Annotated in this window: 21 protein-coding genes and 1 riboswitch; of the genes, 12 read left to right on the top strand and 9 right to left on the bottom strand. The window is 72.1% G+C overall.

Annotation, left to right across the window (positions count from 1 at the left end; translation table 11 throughout):
- Positions 1 to 556: 556 nt before the first annotated feature.
- Both ACIBBB_RS08925 and ACIBBB_RS08920 read right to left on the bottom strand, forming a co-directional pair.
- Entirely contained in the window at positions 557 to 1,237 is a 681-nt protein-coding gene (locus ACIBBB_RS08925) for an HAD-IA family hydrolase (RefSeq protein ID WP_398980314.1), read from the bottom strand.
- A 151-nt stretch (positions 1,238 to 1,388) separates the two neighbouring features.
- Positions 1,389 to 2,348, bottom strand: coding sequence for a peptidoglycan-binding protein (locus ACIBBB_RS08920; RefSeq protein ID WP_398980312.1), 960 nt, complete (start codon positions 2,346 to 2,348; stop codon positions 1,389 to 1,391).
- A 246-nt stretch (positions 2,349 to 2,594) separates the two neighbouring features.
- Between ACIBBB_RS08920 and ACIBBB_RS08915 the strand changes: the two genes are divergently transcribed.
- The 7 genes from ACIBBB_RS08915 (at position 2,595) to ACIBBB_RS08885 (ending at position 8,497) form a co-directional block, all read left to right on the top strand.
- A complete protein-coding gene (locus ACIBBB_RS08915) occupies positions 2,595 to 4,643 on the top strand; it encodes a DHA2 family efflux MFS transporter permease subunit (RefSeq protein ID WP_398980310.1) in 2,049 nt (682 codons plus the stop codon).
- Positions 4,644 to 4,803: 160 nt separating this feature from the next.
- Positions 4,804 to 5,418, top strand: coding sequence for a hypothetical protein (locus ACIBBB_RS08910; protein WP_398980308.1), 615 nt, complete (start codon positions 4,804 to 4,806; stop codon positions 5,416 to 5,418).
- Positions 5,418 to 6,140 carry a hypothetical protein gene (locus tag ACIBBB_RS08905; RefSeq protein WP_398980306.1) on the top strand — a complete coding sequence of 241 codons (723 nt, stop codon included), beginning with the start codon at positions 5,418 to 5,420 and terminating at the stop codon, positions 6,138 to 6,140. The genes ACIBBB_RS08910 and ACIBBB_RS08905 overlap by 1 nt, the downstream gene beginning before the upstream one ends.
- An 85-nt stretch (positions 6,141 to 6,225) precedes the next feature.
- Positions 6,226 to 7,353, top strand: coding sequence for a serpin family protein (locus ACIBBB_RS08900; protein ID WP_398980304.1), 1,128 nt, complete (start codon positions 6,226 to 6,228; stop codon positions 7,351 to 7,353).
- Between the two features lie 81 nt (positions 7,354 to 7,434).
- Positions 7,435 to 8,112, top strand: a complete 678-nt coding sequence (locus tag ACIBBB_RS08895; RefSeq protein WP_398980302.1) for a DUF5753 domain-containing protein — start codon at positions 7,435 to 7,437, stop codon at positions 8,110 to 8,112.
- Entirely contained in the window at positions 8,109 to 8,306 is a 198-nt protein-coding gene (locus tag ACIBBB_RS08890; protein ID WP_398980300.1) for a DUF397 domain-containing protein, read from the top strand. Before ACIBBB_RS08895 ends, ACIBBB_RS08890 begins: the two co-directional genes overlap by 4 nt.
- Positions 8,303 to 8,497: a DUF397 domain-containing protein gene (locus ACIBBB_RS08885; RefSeq protein ID WP_398980298.1), complete on the top strand. Its 195-nt coding sequence runs from the start codon at positions 8,303 to 8,305 to the stop codon at positions 8,495 to 8,497. Before ACIBBB_RS08890 ends, ACIBBB_RS08885 begins: the two co-directional genes overlap by 4 nt.
- A 358-nt stretch (positions 8,498 to 8,855) precedes the next feature.
- Here the strand turns inward: ACIBBB_RS08885 and ACIBBB_RS08880 are convergent, their stop codons facing one another.
- The gene (locus tag ACIBBB_RS08880) at positions 8,856 to 9,914 is read right to left on the bottom strand and encodes a DUF2330 domain-containing protein (protein ID WP_398980296.1); all 1,059 of its coding nucleotides are present in this window, start codon (positions 9,912 to 9,914) and stop codon (positions 8,856 to 8,858) included.
- 478 nt (positions 9,915 to 10,392) lie between these two features.
- Between ACIBBB_RS08880 and ACIBBB_RS08875 the strand changes: the two genes are divergently transcribed.
- Entirely contained in the window at positions 10,393 to 12,468 is a 2,076-nt protein-coding gene (locus ACIBBB_RS08875; RefSeq protein WP_398980759.1) for a bifunctional glycosyltransferase 87/phosphatase PAP2 family protein, read from the top strand.
- Positions 12,469 to 12,499: 31 nt separating this feature from the next.
- On the top strand, positions 12,500 to 13,018 hold the full coding sequence (locus tag ACIBBB_RS08870) for a GNAT family N-acetyltransferase (RefSeq protein WP_398980294.1): 519 nt from the start codon (positions 12,500 to 12,502) through the stop codon (positions 13,016 to 13,018).
- Here the strand turns inward: ACIBBB_RS08870 and ACIBBB_RS08865 are convergent.
- From ACIBBB_RS08865 to ACIBBB_RS08845, 5 genes are all read right to left on the bottom strand, one after another.
- Positions 12,936 to 13,823 carry an ECF transporter S component gene (locus ACIBBB_RS08865; protein ID WP_398980292.1) on the bottom strand — a complete coding sequence of 296 codons (888 nt, stop codon included), beginning with the start codon at positions 13,821 to 13,823 and terminating at the stop codon, positions 12,936 to 12,938. The genes ACIBBB_RS08870 and ACIBBB_RS08865 overlap by 83 nt on opposite strands.
- The gene (locus tag ACIBBB_RS08860; protein WP_398980290.1) at positions 13,820 to 15,535 is read right to left on the bottom strand and encodes an ABC transporter ATP-binding protein; all 1,716 of its coding nucleotides are present in this window, start codon (positions 15,533 to 15,535) and stop codon (positions 13,820 to 13,822) included. Before ACIBBB_RS08860 ends, ACIBBB_RS08865 begins: the two co-directional genes overlap by 4 nt.
- Positions 15,532 to 16,530: an energy-coupling factor transporter transmembrane protein EcfT gene (locus tag ACIBBB_RS08855; protein ID WP_398980289.1), complete on the bottom strand. Its 999-nt coding sequence runs from the start codon at positions 16,528 to 16,530 to the stop codon at positions 15,532 to 15,534. Before ACIBBB_RS08855 ends, ACIBBB_RS08860 begins: the two co-directional genes overlap by 4 nt.
- Before the next feature lie 328 nt (positions 16,531 to 16,858).
- Positions 16,859 to 17,524, bottom strand: coding sequence for an SCO2322 family protein (locus ACIBBB_RS08850; protein WP_398980287.1), 666 nt, complete (start codon positions 17,522 to 17,524; stop codon positions 16,859 to 16,861).
- Positions 17,521 to 18,834: a prenyltransferase/squalene oxidase repeat-containing protein gene (locus ACIBBB_RS08845; protein WP_398980285.1), complete on the bottom strand. Its 1,314-nt coding sequence runs from the start codon at positions 18,832 to 18,834 to the stop codon at positions 17,521 to 17,523. The genes ACIBBB_RS08850 and ACIBBB_RS08845 overlap by 4 nt, the downstream gene beginning before the upstream one ends.
- 135 nt (positions 18,835 to 18,969) lie before the next feature.
- A riboswitch (cobalamin riboswitch) is annotated at positions 18,970 to 19,042 on the bottom strand.
- A gap of 398 nt (positions 19,043 to 19,440) precedes the next feature.
- On the opposite strand from ACIBBB_RS08845, the gene ACIBBB_RS08840 reads away from it, so the two are divergent.
- The 3 genes from ACIBBB_RS08840 to ACIBBB_RS08830 are packed head-to-tail and all read left to right on the top strand — an operon-like array spanning position 19,441 to position 22,638.
- Positions 19,441 to 20,763 carry a glycosyltransferase family 4 protein gene (locus ACIBBB_RS08840; RefSeq protein WP_398980283.1) on the top strand — a complete coding sequence of 441 codons (1,323 nt, stop codon included), beginning with the start codon at positions 19,441 to 19,443 and terminating at the stop codon, positions 20,761 to 20,763.
- 49 nt (positions 20,764 to 20,812) lie between these two features.
- Positions 20,813 to 21,547, top strand: coding sequence for a methyltransferase domain-containing protein (locus tag ACIBBB_RS08835; RefSeq protein WP_398980281.1), 735 nt, complete (start codon positions 20,813 to 20,815; stop codon positions 21,545 to 21,547).
- A 2-nt stretch (positions 21,548 to 21,549) separates the two neighbouring features.
- Positions 21,550 to 22,638: a prenyltransferase/squalene oxidase repeat-containing protein gene (locus ACIBBB_RS08830; RefSeq protein WP_398980758.1), complete on the top strand. Its 1,089-nt coding sequence runs from the start codon at positions 21,550 to 21,552 to the stop codon at positions 22,636 to 22,638.
- A 66-nt stretch (positions 22,639 to 22,704) separates the two neighbouring features.
- Here ACIBBB_RS08830 and ACIBBB_RS08825 read toward each other — a convergent pair whose 3' ends face one another.
- Positions 22,705 to 22,998, bottom strand: coding sequence for a hypothetical protein (locus ACIBBB_RS08825; RefSeq protein WP_189108137.1), 294 nt, complete (start codon positions 22,996 to 22,998; stop codon positions 22,705 to 22,707).
- Between the last annotated feature and the right edge of the window lie 27 nt (positions 22,999 to 23,025).

The raw sequence follows: 23,025 nt of genomic DNA, 5'->3' as shown, positions 1-23,025 counted from the left end.
GACGGGCTTGCGCCCGTGGGCGCCCGGGGGCGGGGGCTCCAGCCCGCCAGGTGGGGGAGAACGGGCGTGAGCCCACGACCGGTGCGCCGGTGTGCTCGGTGCTCGGCTTCTGGGGCGTCAGGAGGTTCTGGGGCGTCAGGAGGCGCGTGCCCGAGCGTGGGTGACCCCTGACCCCCACTGCCGCGTGTGTCCGACGCCGGGCACGCTCGGCCGGGCGCCGTTGGGTGTACCGGTACCCCCGGGCGGCCCCCGGCTCGCCGCGACAGGGGGGAGACGGGCGCGGGCCCGTGTCCGGACGCCGGGGCTGCCGCTGTTCGGTCCGGGCGCCGGGGGGTGTTGGGTGTGCGGGGGATCGGACCCGCCCCGGACCCGCCCCGGGCCCGCCCCGGGCCTGTGCGGGGCCGTGGCTGCCCCGGGCGGCCTGAGCGTGGGCGCGTCGCCCTGCCGGGCGTGGCGCGGTCCGGTGGGCAGAGGGTCGGGTGCCCGCCCCCGGCCCGGGGGCCGGGGGAGATCCCCCGGTTTCGGGAAGGGGCGGGTGGGGTGGGGTGGGGGAAAGCTACACGCCCACCCGGACTTCGATCGTGCCGTCCCGCAGCCCCGTCACCCTCACGTCCGTCAAGTCCCGCGTATGCGCCGTCGGTGACAGCGACGCCGCCCTCGGGCCCACCCCCAGCACCCGCATCCCCGCCGCCCGCGCCGCCGTGATGCCCGCCTCGGAGTCCTCCAGTGCCAGACAGTCCGCCGGGGACACGCCCAGTTCCGCCGCGGCCTTCAGGAAGCCCTCCGGGTCGGGCTTGCTCGCGGACACGTGTTCCGCCGTGATCCGGAGCGCGGGCATCGGGAGGCCCGACGCTGTCATGCGTGCCGTGGCGAGCGCTTCGTCCGCCGACGTCACCAACGCGTGCGGCAGCGAGGCGATCGCCGCCATGAACGCGGGCGCGCCCGCGACCGGGACCACCCCGTCCAGGTCCGCCGTCTCCTGCGCCAGCAGCACACGGTTGTCCGCGTAGTTCTGCTCCATCGGCCGGTCCGGCAGCAGTACCGCCATCGTCAGATAGCCCTGGCGGCCGTGGACGACCTTCAGGGCCTCCTCCGGGTCCAGGCCGTGCTCGATCGCCCAGCCGCGCCAGCAGCGTTCCACGACGGCGTCGGAGTTGACGAGGGTCCCGTCCATGTCGAGCAGCAGTGCGCGGGCGGTCAGGACGGATGTCGTCGTGGTCGGGACGTTGGCCGGCATCGGCGGACTCCAGGCAGGGGGAGCAGAGGGTGAGCACAGGCAAGAGCGGTTCCCGCCCGCCGGTCAGGGATACGGACGGGAACCGCTTTGTTCAACGACTATACAAAGTGGGGGAGGGATCACGCCACCCCGGCCCCACTCGGCCGGTCCGTCAGTCCCGGCCCCAGCCGTCCCCCCGGCCCGGCCGACCACCGCCACCGTCACCCTGTTCCCGGCCCCGCCCACTCGTCTCCGCCTCCAGCGCGCGCCGCGTGTTCTCGCCGTACACCCCGCTCGGATCGCCCTCGATGCTCTTGTACGACTGGTAGATGCGGACCGCCGACTCCACCCGTTCGCCGAACTGGCCGTCGTACCCGTCGTTGTAGAGCCAGACCTCCGACAGCCTGCGCTGAAGCTCCTCGACCTCCGCCCCGCTGTCCCCGCGCCGCAGACCCGCCCCGGCGTCCGAACCCCGCGTCGTCGTGCCGTCCGGCCGCGGCGGATTCGCCGGGGCCCGGCTCGGCGCGGCGGGCTTCTCGCTCGGTGAGGGCGGCCCTCCCGCGGCGGACTCCGACGCGCTCGCCGAAGCCGAAGCCGAAGCGGACCCGGACGCCGACTTCGAAGCGGAGGCGGAGGCCGACGCGGACGCGGACGCCGACTCCGACGGATCCGGCCGCGCACTCGCCGTCGTCAGCCCCGAATTCAGGTCGGATGTCGCCTCGTCACCCCCGTCGTCCCCCGTGAAGAGCCCCCCGGCGAAGGACGCCGTACCGATCACCGCCACGGCCGCCGCCGTCAGTGCCACCATCGCGAACGTCCTGCGCCCGCCTTTCCGCTCCGGAGCATCCGCCGGACGCGGCGGCCCGGTCGTGCGCAGGCCCGGCAGCACCAGTCGCATCGTCTCGGCCGGGTCGGTGCCCTCCGAGAGGTCGCCGGCGTGCGGCGGCGGTGGCGGCGGGATGGACGGTACGGCCGCGTCCGGGTCCCGCAGCGGTACGTACGGCCTTATCCGCAGCGGGTCGAAGTCCTCGGCCGCGGCTATCGCCGCCCGCTCGGAGCAGTCGCAGCCTGCGCCCGGTCGGCCGTACGCGTCCCGCGGCGTACCGCATTCGGGACAGTGCTTTCCGGTCAATGTGGGTCCCCTCCCTTGGGCTGTCAGCGATTATGCAGCCCGCCCCCGTGCCGTCGGGTGGCAAGTCCACCTCCAGGCCGCCGAACGGTCGGTGAACGACCGCGCGGCGACCGCCGGGCGACGGCCGGGCGATCGGCGAAGGACCGGCGACCGAGCCGCCCGCGCACCGCCTTTGGTAGGACATAACAGGCCATAAGTGAGCGGAACAATCAGGATGGTGGCAGGCCCGGACCCGAGGAGATGCCGATGGCTCAGGAAGCGAGCACGCAGCCGACGACTCCCCAACCCGGAGAGGGCCAGAGCAGGCGGACCATTTTCGTCTCCATCGGCGCCCTGCTGCTCGGCCTGCTGCTCGCCGCGCTCGACCAGACCATCGTCTCCACCGCGCTGCCCACCATCGCCAGCGACCTCGGCGGCCTCGACCATCTCTCCTGGGTCGTCACCGCATACCTGCTCGCGTCGACCGCCGCCACCCCCCTGTGGGGGAAGCTCGGTGACCAGTACGGCCGCAAGAAGCTCTTCCAGACGGCGATCGTCATCTTCCTCATCGGCTCCGCGCTCTGCGGCGTCTCCCAGAACCTGCTCCAGCTCATCATCTTCCGCGCCCTCCAGGGCCTCGGCGGCGGCGGGCTCATCGTGCTGTCCATGGCGATCGTCGGCGACATCGTCTCGCCGCGTGAGCGAGGCAAGTACCAGGGCCTGTTCGGCGGCGTCTTCGGCGCGACGAGTGTCCTCGGGCCGCTGCTCGGCGGGGTGTTCACCCAGCATCTGAGCTGGCGATGGGTCTTCTACATCAACCTGCCGATCGGCGTCGTCGCGCTGGCCGTCATCGCCACCGTCCTGCACATCCCGGTGCGCTCCACCAAGCACACCATCGACTACCTCGGCACCTTCCTCATCGCCTCCGTCGCCACCTGCCTGGTCCTCGTCGCGTCGCTCGGCGGCACCACCTGGTCCTGGGGCTCGGGCCAGATCATCGGCCTCGCCGTCCTCGCCGCGATCCTGCTCGTCTTCTTCATCCGGGTCGAGCGGCGGGCCGCGGAGCCCGTACTGCCCCTGCGGCTCTTCGGCATCAGGACCTTCTCGCTCGTCTCCGTCATCAGCTTCGTCGTCGGCTTCGCCATGTTCGGCGCCATGACCTATCTGCCGACGTTCCTCCAGGTCGTGCAGGGCGTGTCCCCCACCCTCTCCGGTGTGCACATGCTGCCGATGGTGTTCGGGCTGCTGATCACCTCCACCGTGTCCGGGCAGATCGTCAGCCGTACCGGCCGCTGGAGGGTCTTCCCGATCGCCGGCACGGGCGTCACCGCGGTCGGACTGCTCCTGCTCCACCAGCTCGAAGTGAACAGCGGCACCTGGGAGATGAGCGCGTACTTCTTCGTCTTCGGCGCGGGTCTCGGCCTCGTGATGCAGGTGCTGGTGCTGGTCGTGCAGAACTCCGTCGGTTACGAGGACCTGGGCGTCGCCACCTCCGGCGCGACCTTCTTCCGCTCCATCGGCGCGTCGTTCGGTGTCGCCATCTTCGGCACGATCTTCACCAACCTGCTGAGGAACAAGCTCGCCGACGCCCTCGCCGGACAGCCGCTCCCGCCCGGCGTCAGCCCGGGGGAACTCGCCGCCGACCCGCGCTCCGTGGGTACTCTGCCGCCCACGATCCGCTCCGGGGTGCTCGACTCGTACTCGACGTCCATCACCGACGTCTTCCTCTTCGCTGTGCCCGTCGTCCTCGTGGCCTTCGTCGTGTCCTGGTTCCTCAAGGAGGACAAGCTGCGCGGCTCGGTGACCGCCCCCGAGGCAACCGAGACCCTGGCCAGCAACCCGGTGGAACGCTCCTCGCACGAGGAGGTCGCTCGCGCGCTGTCGGTGCTCGGCAGCCGCGACGGGCGCCGGCGGATCTACGAGGAGATCACCGAACGGGCGGGTTACGATCTGCTCCCGGCGGCCAGTTGGATGGTGCTGCGCATCCGGCGGCACGGGGTGGTCGAGCCCGCGCGCCTCGCCGACGCCACGCCCGTACCGCTGACGGTCATCAACGACGCGTCCCGGCAGATCGAGGAGCGCGGACTGGCCCGCCGCGACGGCCTGGGGCTGGTCCTCACCGAGCACGGCGCCCAGGTGGCGGAGGTGCTGGCGAAGTCCCGGGAGGAGTCGCTGGCCAGGATGCTGGGCGACTGGTGGGGGCCGGACCGGCCGACCGATCTGGTGCAACTGGTACGGGAGTTGAGCGACGAGTTGTGCGGATCGAAGTCCGAACGGCCCAAGAGCCCGGAGCCGCGCGGCGATCACTCGGTCTGAGCCGCCCGTCCTTGTCGTCGTCCGTGTCGTTGTCTCGGGGACGCCCCGCCCGACTGGGGGGTGGTGCTCCGCGCCGTGCTGTTTGGCGGGCCGATTCCGGGCAACCCGACTTCCTGAAGCTCCCGTTCGCCGGACACGAGTCGAATCCAGGAAGGCAACCATGTCCACTGTCCTGATCGTCGTCGCTCTGATCGTGGTGATCGCCGTCGCTGTCGGCGCCGTCCTGTACGCGACCGGGAGGGGTGGTGGACGCGTCGGACTGAAGCGGCGGTTCGGCCCCGAATACGAACGCACCCTCAATCGGCACCACGGTGACGTCAAGGCCGCCGAGAACGAGCTGACCGAGCGGGTCAAGCGCCACGGCGACTTTCGTCCGAGCCCCCTTCCCACCGAAGCCCGCGACCAGTACGTCGCCCACTGGGCCGGCCTCCAGGAGCGGTTCGTCGACTCGCCGCGGCAGGCCGTCATCGAGGCCGAGAAGCTGATCTCCCGGCTGGCTTCCGACCGGGGCTTCCCGGACGTCGGACAGCGCTCGGACCACCTCGACGCACTCTCCGTGCACCACGCGCACCAGGTGGACGGCTACCGCAGGGTGCACCACGCGGCCTCGGAGGAGGGCCAGGACGCGAGTACAGAGGAACTGCGCGCGGCGATGGTCGAGGCGCGTCAGCTCTTCGAGCGGCTGGTCCTGGACTCCAAGGAGGACACCCCGCGCGAGCGGCGTGGCATCCCCGGCCGGAATCCCACACTGAGGCCGAAAGGAAGTGGCGTGTGATGACGTACGACCCGTATGACGCCGAGCAGAAGCGCGAGCAGCAGGGGCGGAACGACAAGGGGGAGCGGGCGCTCAGGAGTGAGCGCGGGAGCAGGCCCGCGACACCCGTCGTGCCGCTGTCCGAGTCGGAGAGCGTCGCCGCCGGGGCCGGTGGAGCCACCACCCACCGGCCCGCGCGGCCGACGTCCCCGCCCGTGCCGCCCCCGGCGGCGCCCGTGACGCCCCCGTCCCCGCCCGCGACGCCGCCCCGGGCCGCGACCGAGGCGGAGAAGGACCCGCTGGCGGGCCCGGTCCAGGATCCGGTGCATCCGGTGCCCGCGCCCGGCACGACGCCCAAGAGCGTGCCGACGTCGGCCAAGGCGGCGACGCCCGCGACGCCCGCACCGGCCCGGGAGACCGCGCCCGGCCGGACGCCGGAGGTCACCCCCGAGCAGACGCCCCGGCTGATTCCCCAGGACCAGTGCGACAAGCTGAACCTGCGCCTCCAGGACGCGCTGGCCACCTTCATCGACGGGCCCAGGCACTCGGTCGAGGAAGCGGCGGGCGTACTGGAGGAGGCGGCCGAGCGCCTCACCGCGGCCCTCGCCGAACGGCCCCGCACCCTGCGCGACAGCTGGGACGGGCACGGCGACGGAAGCGGTAGGAAGGCCGCCGACACGGAGGATCTGCGCCTCGCGCTACGCAGCTACCGCGAGGTCACGGAGCGGCTGCTCCGGATCTGAGGACCGAGGACGAGGTCAAGGGCCGGACGGGCTATCCGCCCGTCCGGCTCCAGTCGCCAGAGGGTCCGCGTCGTAGGCTCACCGCATGGGACAGGCGACAGGACTGACGACATATGCCGGGCCGATGCGGGCACTGGCCGAGCGGTGGTTGCGGGTACGGGGCGAGGGTGAACACGGGGGCGTGGACGGCGACTTCGTCTGTTCGCCCGCCGGGCTGTGGCTGGCCCTCGGCGCGGTGACCGCCGGCGCGCGCGGGCAGACGGCCCGTGAGCTGGAGACGGTGCTGGGGCTCGTCGGTACGGGGTCCGGCGCCGCCGGGGCCGTGACCGACAGCGCCCGCGCACTCGCCCGGACCGACCAACTCGGGGTCGCCACCCGGGTCTGGAGCCGCGTCCCGGTCTACCGCGCGTACCGCGAAGAGCTTCCCGACATCGGCTTCGGGCACATGGATCCCGCCGAGATCGACGCCTGGGTACGGGAGGCGACCGGCGGGCTGATCGAGAAGCTGCCGGCGGAGGTCGACGACAACACACTGCTCGCGCTCGTCAACGTCCTCGCCCTGAAGGCGCGTTGGCAGACGCCGTTCGAGGCGAGGGACACCGCGAATCTGCCCTTCACGGACGCCGGCGGTACGGTCCACGCCGTACGGACCATGCGGCAGCAGCTCGGAGCGGGCTCCGGGTGGACGGTTGACGGTACGCATGTGGTCGAACTGCGCTGCCAGGGCGGCGAGTCCGCGTTGCGCGTGCGGTTCGTACTCGGCGCGGAGGGGGAGAGGGCGGCGGACGTCCTGCCCGCCGCGTGGGCGCCCGAGTCGCGCCGCGCCCGGATCGACACCGAGCGGATCAACGTCTTCCTGCCGCGGCTCGAACTCCGTACGACGATGGAGATCACGCCCCAACTGCCGGCGCTCGGGGTGGCGTACGCGACGAGCGACCTCGCCGACTTCTCCGGGCTCTCGCCTGAACGCCTCAAGATCGAGAAGGTCGTGCAGGAGGCGGTGGTGAAAGTCGCCGAACTGGGTGTCGAGGCGGCGGCGGTGACGGCGATCATGATGCGGGCGGCGGGGATGGCCCGGCCGCCGCGCGTGGTGCCGATCGCCTTCGACCGGCCGTTCGGCGTGGTGGTCCTGGACGCCACGGGCGAGGTACCGCTGTTCACGGGCTGGCAGGCGAGTGCCCCTCGGGGGCCGGAGGCCGGGACCGGGCAATAGGGGTCTCCGTGTCGTGGGGGCACGTGCCCCCACGACGGGGGCTTCACTGACCGTCGTGCCGACTGAGCCTGCGGGTGGGGTATGGAGCGCGGGGAGGGGCCGATTCCCAGCAACCTTCCGGCGTTGTTCGACCAGGTATTCGAGACGGACGGGCTGTTCAAGTCCTTGTACGAGAAGTCGCGGGCGGACGACTTTCCCGCGCATTCGCGACGCCGGATGGAGGTGGAGCTGCGCGCCGTGACGATCGCCGAGTGGTCACCAACTGTCGTTCCGGGGCTGCTTCAGACGGCGGCATACGCGCGAGCACTCTTCAGAAAGGGGGATCTTCGGGCCAGCGAACGGGAGATCGCCGCGATGGTCGGATCTCGGATGGCTCGGCAACAGGTCCTCCGGAAGGGCAGCCCACCCTACTTTTCCGTCGTCGTGTGCGAGTCGGTGCTCCGGCGAAATGTGGGCGACAAGGAGGTGATGCGCGAACAACTCACATCGCTGCTGGCCCAGAGGGCCCGACGCACCAACGTCCTCCAAGTGCTGCCACTCGACGCTGCCACGCATGGCCTCATGGATGGCGCGATGTCGATCCTGACCACTCAGGATGGGGCGTCGATCGTCTACACCGAGGGAATCCGGTCGGGCCTCGTGATTGACGAGCCGTCCTCTGTACGGGACTTGGCAAGGGCCTACGATGTGCTTACCGCGTCAGCTCTGTCACCGGACGCGTCCGCAGACCTGATTCTTGAGCTTACCGAGGCATCGTGACCGCGCCTGTCATTCCTCAGTGCGACTGGGTCAAGTCGAGCTACAGCAGCCAGGACGGCGGCAACTGCGTTGAGTGGGCGCCTGCCTTCGCGCAGGCTCACCAGGTCGTTCCGGTCCGCGACAGCAAGGACGTGGAGGGCCCCGTCCTCACCGTCTCTTGTGAAGGCTGGCGTGCCTTCGTCGCGGCGTTGTGAACCTCAACCCCGCACCCGAGAATTGGGTCAAGTCCTCCTACAGCAGCCCCGAAGGCGGCAACTGCCTTGAGTGGGCCCCCTCCTACACCCACACCCACCACTTCGTTCCCGTCCGCGACAGCAAGGTGAGCCACGGGCCCGTTCTCGTCGTCTCCGTGCAGGGGTGGCGCGACTTCGTCGCGCACGTCTGAGGCCGCCGCTGGGCCGGCGTGCCGCGTTGACCACCGTTGTGGGGAACACACTCGGGGTCTCCGCGCTCGTCGTGGTCGTGGCGTTCAGGGGGTTCCCTTCCTCCGCGCGGACCGGTACGGGTTGTGCGGATCCCCCACCGGCGTGAGGGGGGCGGGGTCGCAGGAGGGGTGTGTTCGGACGCTCAGGCTGATTTGTGGTGCGTGAAACAAGAACGTCTCGTCGGGTCCAACGAGCGGTGCACGCGCCGTAAATCACGCCGTCCGGACATACCCCTCCGAAGGCCCCGAATCCCGCCCCCGGCAACGAAACCGCAACCGCAACCGCAACCGAGCCAGGAAGGACCAGGACCGCCCCGGTTCACACCGCCCGGCGGCGGACCCGCAGTACCGCCGCGCCCACCACCAGCAGCATCAGCACCACGAACACACCGCCAACCGTCGCCAGCCACGCCGGGACACCCGCGAACATGCGCAGTTCGTCGTCGTAGAACACCTGCTGGTACGTCGTGTCCGACGCCGTCGCCCGCAACTCGTGGTCCGCGTCGATGCGTTCTGGCACCGGAAAATACTGGTCGATCGCCGTGAGGAACGTCCGCCCGCCGCCCGTCAATTCGCCCAGCGCCGGCGCGTCCGCCGACGAGACCCGGCCCGCGAAACGCACCTCCGGCGCGTTCCCGCCGATCGCGTCGCGCGGTTCCATCCGGTGGTCCGCCAGCACGTACAGACCCAGCGACTGCGGCTGGTCCGCCAGGCTGGAGAGGCGCATCGGGTAGATCAGCCGGTCGCTCTCGAAGCTCAGCCGCAGCGGGTCGAGCGTCCCGCCCAGGGTCGCGCCCCTCTCCTCCGGGGCCAGCCGCACCGCGACGTACTCCCACTCCCGGTCCACGTACGGCTGGAGCCCTGACGCGAGGTCGGCCGGCAGGTCGAAGCCGTTCGTGTCGAGCCAGTCCCGCAGCGCGTCGGGGTCCGTCGCCGTCAGGCGTGCCACGTCGAAGTCGCCGAGCCGCTCGCGGCCGACGACACCCACCTCAGGCGCACTGTCGACCGGGCGCGGCGCGCCGGCCGACGTCCCGTCGTCGTCCGACGCGAACGGCCAGTCGCCGTCGCGGGGCCAGAAGTAGTACCGCGTACGCTCCACCGGCGCCGTGAGATCGTCGAGTTCGCCGAAGAGGTCCGGATCGCCCAGTTCCACATCGGCGCGGCTCGGCACCGGCATGATCCACGCGGCCTCCGGCGCGTCGCCGTTCACCGTGAAACGCATCACGATCTGTTCCGTGGCGCCGTCCCAACGGACCACCGACGCCTCCCGGTCGACGCCCATCGTGGCCTGCCGGGCCGGCACCATCGCGCCGCAGCCGCACGCGTACGCCGGTGCGATCAGCGACCCGAGCTGCGTCAGCAGCAGCGCGCACACCACGAGCAACGCCCGCCGGGCGGTCGGTATCCCGCCAGTCCCGCCAGTCCCGGGTGCCCGGCCCCGTACCCCCCGGCCCCGTACCCCCCGGCCCCGTATCCTCACTACCCGTCGCATCCCCCGCACCCCCGCTTCCTCGCGCCGTCCGCCCGTCGCGGCGCCCCAACGCCTCAGACGGCCCCACCCCGGGTCCGGTTCCTGGCGCGCCGTCCCGATGGCCCAGCTCCGGACCCCTCCCCGGGGGATCCGGCATTGCGGTCGGCCGACGGCGGCGTCATCGGTGCTTTCATCGGCATTTGGACAAAACAGGGATGACACTCAGGCGAAGAGGGGGTTGCCTGAGTCTCCACAGTGGGGGAATGCGAGGCTCATGACCCAGGGTCGAGGGTTGGAAACGGAGGGTCGGCGCGGCGTGGCGAATGCGGAGCAGGGTGTGCGAGGCAGTACGACGGCAGGCAACGGATTCGGAACCGCGCGAGCGGTGCTGTGGGCCCTCGCGGCCGGTCTCGCGGTGCGGCAGGCGGTGGCCGTCCTACGGCTGCCACCCGGCGAGCGGCTGCTCGATCTCGGGACCTGGACCGGGGAGAACGGCGTACTGCACGTGTCGGGCTCGCTGTACGAGAGCGGGAAGTTCACCGGCACACCCTTCGCCGGCCTGGTGCTGAAGCCGCTGGGCCGGGCCGCCGAACAGGCCCTCGGTGTCGCCTGGACGCTCGGCACTCTGCTGCTCGTCGTCGCCCTCGGCCTGGTCGCGGCGCGCGCCCTGCCCGGCACGGTGTCGCGTCGTACGCGACTGCTCGCCGCGCCCGTCGCGATCAGCCTGCTCATGCTGTCCCTGCCCGTCCGCAACAGCTTTCATCTCGGCCAGACAAGCATAATTCCGGTACTTCTGGTGCTGGTGGCCTTCTTCGTCGTACGCGGTGAACGGGGCGAACCCGGCCCCGGCATCCTCATCGGTCTCGGCGCCGCGCTCCAGCCCGCCGTGCTGCTGTTCGCCCCGCTGCTCTGGCTGACCGGCCGCAGACGCCAGGCGCTCACCACCGTCGGCACGTTCGCGGTCTGTACGGTGCTGGCGTGGGTGGCGCTGCCGAGTGATACGTGGACGTATGCCACGCGTCATCTCGCGGGCGCGGGCCTCGGGGAGAACGCGGACAGCATCGCCAACCAGTCCCTGCACGGCGCGCTGCTGCGCTTCGGTCTCGAAGGGCCCCTGGAGATCGCGCTGTTCGTGGTGCTGGCCGCGGCCGTCTGTTTCTTCGGGCTGCGCCGCGCGGCACGCTACGCCCTGGACGGGCAACTGCTGCTGGCCGTCGCGATCACGGGCTGCGTGGTCATCGCCGTCTCGCCCACCGCCTGGCAGCACCAACTGCTGTGGCTGCTGCTCGCCCTCGTCGGCCGGGTCGGCAGACGGGCGAGCGACCGGCCCGTGTGGCCGGCGGTCGTGGTGATAGTCATGACGCTGCCGGGCAAGATGATGCTGCCGAACATGGCGGCCCTGTACCCCGTACGGGACAACGTGCTGCTGATCGCGGCCCTGGCCGCGGCCTGCTTCCTCCCCTTCCTGACCCGTACGTCGCCGTACTTCGACCGGCCGATCCAGACCGTGTACGCGAGACCCGTCGCGGCGCGGTGGAGACGTGTCCCGCTCGCGCCGTTCTGGCGGCGGCTCGTCAGCCGGCCCAACCTGCTGCTCGAACTGCTCGCCATCCGCGTCGGCTACTCCGGCTACCAGCAGATCCGCGCGGCCGCCGACGGCGGGCGCAAGGCGGCCGAGTCGCACGCGGAACAGATTCTCTCCATCGAGAAGGCGCTCGGCATCGACATCGAGCGGTGGGCCAACCACGCGGTGGTGAAGGTGAGTTGGGCGGAGGACTTCCTCAACTTCTACTACACGTCCTTCCACTTCCTCGTACCGCTCTCCATCCTCGCCGTCCTGTACGTGCGCCGGCCCGCCGACTACCGCTGGGTGCGCGCCTCGCTCGCTTTCGCCACGCTCCTCGCGCTGGTGGGCTTCTGGTTCTACCCACTGGCGCCGCCACGGCTCATGCAGGGCCTCGACTACATCGACACGGTGCACGGCCCGCAGGACTTCGCGAACCCGGACTACGGCGCGCTGACGAGCGTCACCAACCAGTACGCCGCGATGCCGTCGCTGCACTTCGGCTGGTCGCTGTGGTGCGGGGTCGTGATCGTGATGCTCGCGCCCAAGCCGTGGATGAAGCTCCTGGGACTGGTGCACCCGCTGATCACGGTCTCCGCGATCGTCGCCACGGCCAACCACTGGGTGCTGGACGCGGCGGGCGGGGCGCTGGTCGTGGGTGTCGGCTTCGGGCTGACGTACGTCCTGTCGGGGCCGCGCAGGCTGCGGAGGGCGGAGTCGATGCTGGAGCTGAGGCCGGGGTTCGAGCTGGCGGGAAAGCCGGCGGACGAGAAGGAACCGGGCGACGACGGATCGAGTGGGAAGGGCTCCGGCGGGAAGGGCTCCGGCGGGAAAGGCTCCGGCGCGATGACCGCGCCGGGGATGCGGGGCGGGGATACGAAGTCGGCCGCGCGGTAATCCACTTGATCCGGAGTCCTATCGTTTCCGTATGACGACGACGCTCCGGCTGGAGAAGATCACCCCCGGCAACTTCGACGCCGCGATCGGCGTGCGGGTCCGCCCCGACCAGGACCGTCTGGTCGCCCCGGTCGTGAAGTCCCTCGCCGAGGCGTACGTCCATCCGGACATGGCCTGGCCCCGTCTCATCCTCGACGGGGACCGGGTCGTGGGCTTCCTGATGGCCTTCTTCGACGTGGACTTCGCGGACGAGGCCGGGGGTGAGAGGACGGGCGACGGCGCGGGCAAGGACCTCCGGTCGGAACTGTGGCGCCTCAATATCGCGGCCGGTGAACAGGGGCGTGGCTACGGCCGCTTCGCGGTCGATGCCGTCGCGGCCGAGATCCGTCGCCGCGGTGGCACCCGCCTGACGGTCACCTGGCAACCCGGCGACGACGGGCCCGAAGGCTTCTACGCGGGGCTCGGGTTCAGGCTGACGGGGGAGACCAGCGGGGACGAGACGGTGGGGGAGCTCGATCTGGAATCCTCCTCCCCGGATCCTCGAACGTGATCTCCGCGTCGAACGCGGCCCGCCGCGTCGCCCGGCGCAGCGCCTTGAGGACCGTGGCGCCGATCGTCAGAGTCAGTACGACGGTGAGCACGGCCCGTCCCAGGTCCCAGCCGAAGGACGTCGCCGCGCAGTACGCGAGGAAGCGCACCAGATTCTCGTGGAGCGGGTCCCCCGGCCGGAACGAGATCCCGGAGGAGAGCCCGCCGATGTAGGTCCAGCCCTGGAGATTCATGATCGTGCCGTACGCGAAGGCGGCGACGGCCCCGTACGCGGCGAGCATCAGCGACTCACCGCGCCCGCGCAGCCGGTCCGCGCCCGGGAGCAGCCCGGCGCCCATCGTGAACCAGCCCATCGACAGCATCTGAAACGGCATCCACGGCCCGACGCCGCCGGTCAGCAGGGCGGACGCGAACATCGTGACCGAGCCGAGGACGAAGCCGAAGCCGGGCCCCAGCACCCGGCCGCTGAGGACCATCAGGAAGAACATCGGCTCCAGACCGGCCGTGCCGGCGCCCAGAGGACGCAGCGCGGCGCCGACGGCGGCGAGCACGCCGAGCATCGCGACCGCCTTGGCGTCCAGACCGGAGTCGGCGATCGTCGCGACGACGACGGCCACCAGGAGCGGGAGCAGCACGGCGAAGAGCCAGGGCGCGTCCTGGGAGTGGGCGAGCCCGGAGGCGGAGTCGGCGAGCAGCGGCCAGCCGAAGGCGATCACCCCGATCGCGCTGACGAGGGCGAGCGCGGCGACGGAACGGGGGCCGAGGCGTACGGCGCGGGCCTGGGGGTCCCGGGGCGTGCCGCTCATGCCGGGTCCTCCGCCGCCGCACCGGCCGCGAGGGCCTCTCGGATCTGAGAGACCGTCAGCCATTCCCGCGGGGCCATGATCTTCGCGACCTGCGGGGCGAACGCCGGTGAGGAGACGACCACTTGGGGCGTCGGGCCGTCGGCGACGATCTCGCCGTCCGCCAGGATCACCACCCGGCGGGCGAGTTCGGCGGCGAGTTCCACGTCGTGGGTGGCCAGCACGATCGCGTGCCCCTCGGCGGCGAGCGCGCGCAGTATGTCCACGAGGCGGGCCTTCGCCGCGTAGTCCAGACCGCGCGTCGGCTCGTCCAGGAGCAGCAGTGGCGGCCGGCCCGTCAGGACGATCGCCAGCGCCAGGGCCAGCCGCTGCCCCTCGGACAGATCGCGCGGGTGCGTCGCGTCGGGCACGTGCGGCAGCAAATCGTCCACCAGCGCCCGGCAACTGCCGGGCGGGGCGCCCGCGTCGGCGTCCGCCGCCACGCACTCGGCGGCGACCGTGTCCGCGTACAGCAGGTCGCGCGGCTCCTGCGGGACGAGCCCGACCTGGCGGATCAGCTCGCGCGGACGCGTGCGGTGCGGGGTGCGCCCGCCGACGGTGACGGAGCCGGACGAGGGCTCGACCATGCCGACGAGGGTGGCGAGCAGGGTGGACTTGCCCGCGCCATTACGGCCCATGAGCGCGACGGTCTCGCCGGGGGTGACGGTGAGGTCGATGCCGCGCAGCGCCTCGATCCGTCCGCGAAGGACGGATAGGTGGGTGACGGCCGTGACGTCGGTGGCTGGCGTGGGTTGCGGTCGGCGGTGCAGCAGACGGGCGAGAGCGGTAGGGGGAGTGCCCGGCCGGGCCGTCGGCGAGACGGGTGGTGGGGCCGGGGCGGCGGCCAACGGGGGCACCGTTGCGGCGAGTTGGGCGCGCAGGTCGCTCGCGCGGCGGCGGGCGTCCCGCACGGACAGCGGCAGCGGGTCCCAGCCGGCGAGCCTGCCGAGCGCCACCACCGGGGGGAAGACGGGGGAGACGGCCATGATCTCCTCAGGCCCGCCGACGATTGGCGCCTCGCCCGGCCCGGGGAGGAGGACGACCTGGTCCGCGTAGTGCACGACCCGCTCCAGCCGGTGCTCGGCCATCAGCACCGTTGTCCCCAGGTCGTGCACGAGCCGTTGCAGCACGGCCAGTACCTCCTCGGCCGCGGCCGGGTCGAGGGCGGAGGTCGGTTCGTCCAGGACCAGCACCTTGGGGTGCGGGGTGAGCACCGAGCCGATCGCGACGCGCTGCCGCTGGCCGCCGGAGAGGGTGGCGATCGGGCGGTCGCGCAGCTCGGCCAGGCCGAGCAGGTCCAGGGTCTCCTCGACGCGGCGCCGCATCACGTCCGGGGGCAGGCCCAATGACTCCATGCCGTAGGCCAGTTCGTCCTCGACCGTGTCGGTGACGAAGTGGGCGAGCGGGTCCTGGCCCACCGTGCCGACGAGATCGGCGAGTTCGCGGGGCTTGTGGGTGCGGGTGTCACGGCCGTCGACGGTGACCCGGCCGCGCAGTCTGCCGCCGGTGAAGTGCGGGACGAGTCCGGACACCGCGCCGAGCAGAGTGGACTTGCCGACACCGGAAGGGCCGACGAGCAGCACCAACTCACCCTCGGGGACGGTGAGATCGACCCCCTGGAGGGTGGGGGCCGGGGCGTCGGCATAGGTCACCGACACCTGCTCGAACCGGATCACCGGGTCTTCTCCTTGTTCGTGAGGGCGGGCCGGGGCGCGACGAAGGCCGGCAGCAGGCCCAGCAGGATGCCCGCGGCGGGCCAGAGCGGCAGACCGGGGGCCACGAGCGGTACGACACCGGGGTGCAGGCCCTCCGGGTCGTACGCGCCCGCCCGGATCATCAGCAGGGCCACGGCAGCACCGGACCCGGCCACCAGCCACGCCCGGACGCCCCACAGGTCGGGGCGGTAGCGGGTCCGGACCGAACGGCGCCCGCCGAGCCACAGCCCGGAGACGGCCGCGAGGACCCCGATGCCGAGGAGCGGCAGACCGTAGGTGGCGCCTTCGGCGGCGAGGAGCCCGTACGTGCCGGCGCAGACGCCCAGCAGACCGCCGAGGGTCAGGACGGTGGTGGTGTGCCGGACGGCGGGCGGTACGGCGGCCGTCCGGCCGTAACCCCGCGCGTCCATCGACGCGGCGACGGCGACGGACCGTTCCAACGCGCCCTCCAGGACCGGCAGTCCGATCTGGAGGACGGCCTTCACACCGCCGGTCGACCGGCCGCGCAGCCTGCGGGCGGTACGCAGGCGCAGGACGTCGGCGACCATGTTCGGCGCGAAGGTCATGGCGACGACGACGGCGACACCCGCCTCGTACAGGGCGCCCGGCAGGGACTTGAGCAGTCTGGCCGGGTTCGCGAGCGCGTTCGCGGCGCCGACGCAGATCAGGAGCGTGGCGAGCTTGGCCCCGTCGTACAGCGCGAACACCAACTGCTCGGCCGTCACCCGCCCCCCGATCCGGATGCCCTTCGCCCAGCCGGGCAGGGGCAGTTCGGGCAGGGTGACGATCAGGTGCGAGCCGGGGATCGGCGAGCCGAGGAAGGCGGAGAAGACGAGCCGGACGAGGATGACGGCGAGCCCGAGCTTGACGAAGGCCCCGTACGACCGTGCCCACGGCGCATCGGTCCGCCGCGCGGCGACGACGTATCCGGCCACCCCGACGAGAAGCCCGAGCACCAACGGATTACTGGTCCGCGAGGCCCCCACTCCCAGCCCCAGGGCCCACACCCACCACGCCCCGGCGTGAAGGGCGTTGCTGCGGGTCGCCTGGGGCGCGCGGAGGGGGAGCCGGGTCCGGGGCCGGGCTACCCGCCCGGCGCCCCGATCGCGCTCGACGCCCGCGTCGACGGGCGCGCCGCGCGCAGGGTCGTCCCTGTCGCAGTCGGTGCGTTCGCTGTCCGCGCGCGTGGTGCGGTCGCGGGGGTCGCGACCCGCGCCCGACAGCGCCCCGCCCGTGCCCTCGGCCCCGGCCCGGCCCCCGCGGGTGTCCCCGAGGGGCGGGCCGTCAGGCGCGGCGACGGCGGGCCTGCCAGGTGGCGGCTGCCGCCAGGGCCAGGACCGCCGCGGCTCCGGCCAGGATGCCGAGCGTCGGAGTGTCCTCGTCGTCCGCGGGCTTCTGGAGCGCGCCCGTGGCGCGGGAAGCCGTTGGGGTCGCGGCGGGTGAGATCTGTTCGCCGCAGCCCGACCTGGGATAGCCGGTGATCCCGCACAGCAGCGCGTCGCTGTTGTAGCGCAGTGGCTTTGCCACCGCCGCCAGCGCGTCCGCGCTCGTCGCGTCGGCGTCCACCCGCGCACACTCGGCCAGCGGCGCCGGCGGTGTCTCGCCGTCCGGGGCGTCCGCCCGCGTACCCGGGTCGACGACGACCGCGACGCGCTTGACGCCGGGCTTCGCGGGCGTGGACCCGCACACGGAAGCGAAGTCCGGGGTCCGGCGGGGCTTGGCCGCGTCCTGGCTGTCCGCGCTGACCGCGAAGCGGAAACCGTTGACGGTGCCGTCAGCCGGGCGGGCGATGGCCGGGCCCTGCGTGGCGTACGTCCACGTCGCGCCGTCGTTCTCCCAGAACGACCAGTAGCGGTAGCCCGCCGCGTGCGCCGTTCCCGGCACACTCAGCGCGCCGGCGAACGCGAGCAGGACGGCCACCAGCATCCCGGATATCCGGGCACTCCTCATGACTGGCGCCGCTTCGCCCGTACGACGAAGAGCGTCCATACCGCCAGCGCGGCGACCAGCCCGACGGCGATCGTCCACAGGTTCCCCGACATGCTGCTCTTCTCTTCCTTCTGGTCCGCCAGCACCTTCTGCTGCTCCGCCGTCGTCAACGGCTTCGGTCCGATCCACTTGGGCGCGGGCCCCGTCGCGTTGAGGGCCTTGACCAGGTCGGTGCCCCCGAACTCGCGCGGGTCGGTGCTCGTCGTATGCGCGGCGAAGATCAACTGGGCGTACGCGGCAGGGCCGTTCTCCTTCGCCCACGCCGCCGAGTTCTTCTCCAGCCACGTCATCGCGCCCGCCGCCTGCCTGCCGTACCCGGCGGTCGTCAGCGCGACGACGGCGTCCGCCGTGTTGCCGTAGTCCGGCAGCGGCGCCGAGTCCGCGGCACCGGGCATCGGCGGCTGGTCCAGATGGCCCGTCTTCGCGAGCGCCTTCGCCAGATACGCCGCGCCGTTGCGCGCCACGCGCTCCGGCGTGAGCGGGCGCAGGTCCTGGCAGACCGGCGCCGCGCCGGGCTCGACGCCCGTCGTGACCATCCGCTTCCCGACCCCACCGAGCAGACCGGCGGCGGTGGCATCGGCGTTGGGGAGCAGTTTGCCGGACTTGTCCGGCTGGTACGCGAACGCGCCGGCACCCTCCTTCGCGTCGCAGGGGATCGCGAAGCTCATCAGCGCCTGGTACGGGGACCTGCCCTCCGTCGACAGCCTCGTGCCCACCGGGGCGCCGCCCGAGGCCAGCGCTCCTATCACCAGCGCCGTGGAGTTGGCGTCGCTGGGGGAGCCCGCGCTGTAGCCCCAGCCGCCGTCCTTGTTCTGCGCGGAGGCGAGCCAGCTGATGCCGTTGTTCAGGGCGTCGGGGTACGTGGTGAGCGCGGCCAGTATCTGCACGGCGGCGGCGGTCGAGTTGGTGTCGACGACCGTCGTCGCGTCGCACGGCTTCGCGGGGTCGGGGCGGTAGGCCGGGAACGCGCCGCTGTCGCACTGCTGGGCCAGCAGCCAGTTGACGGCGGAATCGGCGGGCATGACGTTCACGGCGCGCTGCGCCAGCATGGCGAGCGACTGCCGCCAGACGCCGTCGTAGGTCGGGTCCGTGGTGCCGTACATCCCGGCGGGGAGCTTGACCGGCGGCGCTGCGGGAGCCCGCCCGCCTCCCGCGGAGGCCCCGTCGGCCGGGGCGCCGAAGGCCGTGGAGGGGGCGGCGGCCACGCACAGGACGGCGGCTGCGGCGAACGCTGCCGCGCTGCGCGCCGCGCGGCGGCGGACGGTGTTCATGGCGGGTGGGGCCTCTCCTGCGGGAACGCGGGAACCGGGCAGGCACGCTGAGGCACCAGGCTCCGGCTCCGTATGCCTCGACGGTGCCGGCCACCGGGGGTTTCCGGTGGCACGAGCCGGTCACGTCCGCGTCCGGGGTGTTCCGACTCGCCGCCGGTGAGGGCGGCTCACGGTTGCGGGTCAGTGCCGGATTCGCACCGGCTTCCCCCCGTACGGGCATGATGACGACGCGCTCACTCTACCGGCCCCTTTTCGGACGGCCCGGACGCCGTCGCGGCCTCTCCCGGCGTCCGGCTCCCTCTCCCGGCTCCAACCGCGCGCCGGGTTCGTCCCCAAATCGCCGTACGGACCGGACGAGCAGGCCGGACGGCCGGTCCACGACGGCACTCTGACGGGCCGTCAGCGACCGCTCCGCCCCACCGGCTCCCGCCGCACCGCCCGCCCCGGTCGTGGTGCGAATCACCCCTGGCCGCCGCTCTTCGCGGCCCCGCCTGCCGGTAGATTCGAGCCTCGCGATGCCCTTCCGTCCACCCGACGGGAACTTGTTCCGGATTGACGCGAGCGGTTACGCTCCGGCGAAAGTGAAGTGAGAAGTGAGGGCCGAGAGTGACCGCTGAGGCCGTAGAGGCGGGTACCCCCGCGGGGCCCGCAGGCACCTCCGGCGCGGCGGACGGGGACCGGCCGCTGCGCATAGCGCTCCTCACCTACAAGGGCAACCCTTTCTGCGGCGGCCAGGGCGTCTACGTACGACACCTCTCCCGTGAGCTGGCCCGCCTCGGGCACCACATCGAGGTCATCGGCGCCCAGCCCTACCCCGTGCTCGACGGGGACGTCTCGCTCACCGAACTCGGCAGTCTCGACCTCTACCGGCAGCCCGACCCCTTCCGGACACCCAAGCGCGGCGAGTACCGCGACTGGATCGACGCCCTCGAAGTCGCCACCATGTGGACCGGCGGCTTTCCCGAGCCGCTCACTTTCTCACTGCGGGCCCGCCGCCATCTGGCCGCCCGCCGGGGCGAGTTCGACGTCGTGCACGACAACCAGACCCTCGGCTACGGGCTCCTCGGCGACCTCGGCGCACCCCTGGTCACCACCATCCACCACCCCATCACCGTCGACCGGCAGTTGGAGATCGACGCCGCCGACGGGCGGCTCGCCCGCGCCTCCGTGCGCCGCTGGTACGCCTTCACCCGCATGCAGAAGCGCGTCGCGCGGCGGCTGCCGTCGGTGGTCACCGTCTCCGGCAGCTCCAAGCAGGAGATCACCGACCATCTCGGGGTACGGCGCGACCGCATCAAGGTCGTGCACATAGGCGCCGACACGGACCTGTTCTCGCCGGACCCCGCCGTCCCCGAGATTCCGGGCCGGATCGTCACCACCTCCAGCGCCGACGTCCCTCTCAAGGGCCTGGTCCATCTCGTCGAGGCGCTGGCCAAGCTCCGTACGGAGAACCCCCGGGCGCATCTCGTCGTCGTCGGCAAGCGCGCCGAGGACGGCCCCGTCTACCGGGCCATCGAGACATACGGGCTCGGCGACGCCGTCCAGTTCGTCAAGGGCATCTCCGACGCCGAGCTGGTCGACCTCGTACGCGGCGCGCAGATCGCGTGCGTGCCGTCCTTGTACGAGGGGTTCTCCCTGCCCGCCGCCGAGGCCATGGCCACCGGCACCCCGCTGGTCGCCACCACCGGCGGCGCGATCCCCGAGGTCGCGGGGGCCGACGGCGAGACCTGTCTGGCCGTGCCGCCCGGCGACGCGGACGCGCTCGCAGGCGCGCTCAACAGGCTGCTGAACGACCGGGAGTTGCGCGAGCGGCTCGGCGCCGCGGGGCGTGAGCGGGTGCTGCGCCGGTTCACCTGGGCGCGCGCCGCCGAGGGCACCGCCGAGCTGTACCGCGCGGCCGTCGCCGCCCGCGCGGGGGCGGCCCGCTGATCCCGCAACTCCCTTCCACCCCCATCCCCGACCGCGAAAGCAGGAACTCGTGCTGACCGTGGACTTCTCCCGTTTCCCGCTCGCCGCCGGCGACCGGGTGCTCGATCTGGGGTGCGGCGCGGGCCGGCACGCCTTCGAGTGCTACCGGCGCGGCGCCCAGGTCGTGGCCCTCGACCGGAACGGTGCGGAGATCCGCGAGGTCGCCACCTGGTTCGCGGCGATGAAGGAGGCCGGTGAGGCGCCGCCCGGCGCCACCGCCACCGCGATGGAGGGGGACGCGCTGAACCTCCCCTTCCCCGACGAGTCCTTCGACGTCGTGATCATCTCCGAGGTCATGGAGCACATCCCCGACGACAAGGGCGTACTCGCCGAGATGGTCCGGGTCCTGCGGCCCGGCGGCCGGATCGCCGTGACGGTGCCCCGGTACGGCCCCGAGAAGGTCTGCTGGACGCTCTCCGACGCGTACCACGAGGTCGAGGGCGGCCATATCCGTATCTACAAGGCCGACGAACTCCTCGGCCGGATGCGGGAGGCCGGGCTCAGGCCGTACGGCACCCATCACGCGCACGCCCTGCACTCGCCCTACTGGTGGCTCAAGTGCGCCTTCGGCGTGGACAACGACCAGGTGCTGCCCGTGCGCGCTTATCACAAGCTGCTCGTCTGGGACATCATGAAGAAGCCGTTCGCGACCCGCTTCGCCGAGCAGCTGCTCAACCCGGTCGTCGGCAAGAGCTTCGTCGCCTACGCCACCAAGCCGCACCTGCCGACGGCGGAGGGCAAGTGACCTTGCCCGGTCGCGGCCCCGACCGCACCGAACACCTCGTCCTGCCCGGTGTCCTCGACGCGGATCAGGCGGCGGAGACGGTCGCGGGCATCCTCGCGGTCCAGCGCCCCGACGGTGCCATCCCCTGGTTCCGCGGCCACCATCTCGACCCGTGGGACCACACCGAGGCCGCCATGGCGCTCGACGCGTCCGGCGAACACGAGGCGGCCGCACGCGCGTACGAGTGGCTGGCCCGGCATCAGAACGAGGACGGGTCCTGGTACGCCGCCTACCACGACGGCGACGCCGCCCGGCCGACCGACCTGAGCCGCGAGACCAACTTCTGCGCCTATCCGGCCGTCGGGGTCTGGCACCACTATCTGGCCACCGGCGACGAGTCGTTCCTCGACCGGATGTGGCCCGTCGTGCACTCCGCCGTCGAGTTCGTCCTCGAACTCCAGCGGCCCGGCGGGCAGATCGGCTGGAAGCGGGAGGCCGACGGCACCGCCGTCGACGACGCGCTGCTCACCGGCAGTTCGTCCGTGCACCAGGCGCTGCGCTGCGCGCTCGCCATCGCCGAGGAACGTGAAGAGGCCCAGCCCGACTGGGAGTTGGCGGCCGGATCGCTCGCGCACGCGATCCGCGAGCACCCCGAACGGTTTCTCGACAAGAGCCGCTACTCGATGGACTGGTACTACCCGGTGCTCGGCGGTGCGATGACCGGGACGCAGGCGAAGGCCCGTATCGAGGAGGGCTGGGACCAGTTCGTCGTCCCCGGACTCGGGGTGCGCTGCGTACTGCCCAACCCGTGGGTCACCGGCGGCGAGAGCTGTGAACTCGCCATGGCGCTCTGGGTGGTGGGTGAGTCCGACCGCGCGCTCGACGTACTCCAGTCCATCGGGCATCTGCGCGCGGACGACGGAATGTACTGGACGGGGTACGTCTTCGAGGGCAAGAAGGCGCTCTGGCCGGAGGAGTTGACCAGCTGGACGGCGGCCTCCCTGCTGCTGGCCGTGGCCGCGCTCGGGGGCGACGAGGCGACCACGGCTGTCTTCAGCGGTGAGAGACTGCCGTCCGGGCTTGAGCCGGACTGCTGCGAGCGGGTCGGCTGAGGCCGAACGGCCCTGCCGGGGCTTTCTGCTGACGAAGCGTCAGTTACCGAAGTGACTGACAGCGTGTCAGATACGGCGCAGCCGGCCGGCCAGCCCGTGGCCGATGAGCAGGTACACCACGGCCGCGAGACCGTAGCCGCACACCACCCGTGCCCATGCCTCGTCGAAGGTGAACAGGTCGTAGGACCAGCCGGCGAGCCAGCGTGCCGCGTCCTGGATGAAGTTCACCAGGTCGTTGGCGCGGTTGGCGTCCAGCAGGTACATCAGAATCCAGAGGCCCAGGATGAAGGCCATGACATCCGCGATCACTATGAGGACCGTGGCTGCTGCGCTGCTTCCACTGCGTTGACGTGAGGCCATGACGACCGTGTTGCCGCTGAACGGCGG

The sequence above is a fragment of the Streptomyces sp. NPDC051217 genome, assembly GCF_044455465.1.
Classification (GTDB): Bacteria; Actinomycetota; Actinomycetes; order Streptomycetales; family Streptomycetaceae; genus Streptomyces.
The sequence above is the reverse complement of the archived record's forward strand: the minus strand, read 5'-3'. Positions and strand labels throughout refer to the sequence as shown.

Bases quoted from the DNA above. Each gene is read 5' to 3' on its own strand.
- ACIBBB_RS08905 (WP_398980306.1), top strand. From the start codon at position 5,418: ATGACGTACGACCCGTATGACGCCGAGCAGAAGCGCGAGCAGCAGGGG.
- ACIBBB_RS08895 (WP_398980302.1), top strand. From the start codon at position 7,435: ATGGAGCGCGGGGAGGGGCCGATTCCCAGCAACCTTCCGGCGTTGTTC.
- ACIBBB_RS08870 (WP_398980294.1), top strand. From the start codon at position 12,500: ATGACGACGACGCTCCGGCTGGAGAAGATCACCCCCGGCAACTTCGAC.
- ACIBBB_RS08925 (WP_398980314.1), bottom strand. From the start codon at position 1,237: ATGCCGGCCAACGTCCCGACCACGACGACATCCGTCCTGACCGCCCGC.
- ACIBBB_RS08915 (WP_398980310.1), top strand. From the start codon at position 2,595: ATGGCTCAGGAAGCGAGCACGCAGCCGACGACTCCCCAACCCGGAGAG.
- ACIBBB_RS08845 (WP_398980285.1), bottom strand. From the start codon at position 18,834: ATGAACACCGTCCGCCGCCGCGCGGCGCGCAGCGCGGCAGCGTTCGCC.
- ACIBBB_RS08825 (WP_189108137.1), bottom strand. From the start codon at position 22,998: ATGGCCTCACGTCAACGCAGTGGAAGCAGCGCAGCAGCCACGGTCCTC.
- ACIBBB_RS08910 (WP_398980308.1), top strand. From the start codon at position 4,804: ATGTCCACTGTCCTGATCGTCGTCGCTCTGATCGTGGTGATCGCCGTC.
- ACIBBB_RS08900 (WP_398980304.1), top strand. From the start codon at position 6,226: ATGGGACAGGCGACAGGACTGACGACATATGCCGGGCCGATGCGGGCA.
- ACIBBB_RS08850 (WP_398980287.1), bottom strand. From the start codon at position 17,524: ATGAGGAGTGCCCGGATATCCGGGATGCTGGTGGCCGTCCTGCTCGCG.
- ACIBBB_RS08865 (WP_398980292.1), bottom strand. From the start codon at position 13,823: ATGAGCGGCACGCCCCGGGACCCCCAGGCCCGCGCCGTACGCCTCGGC.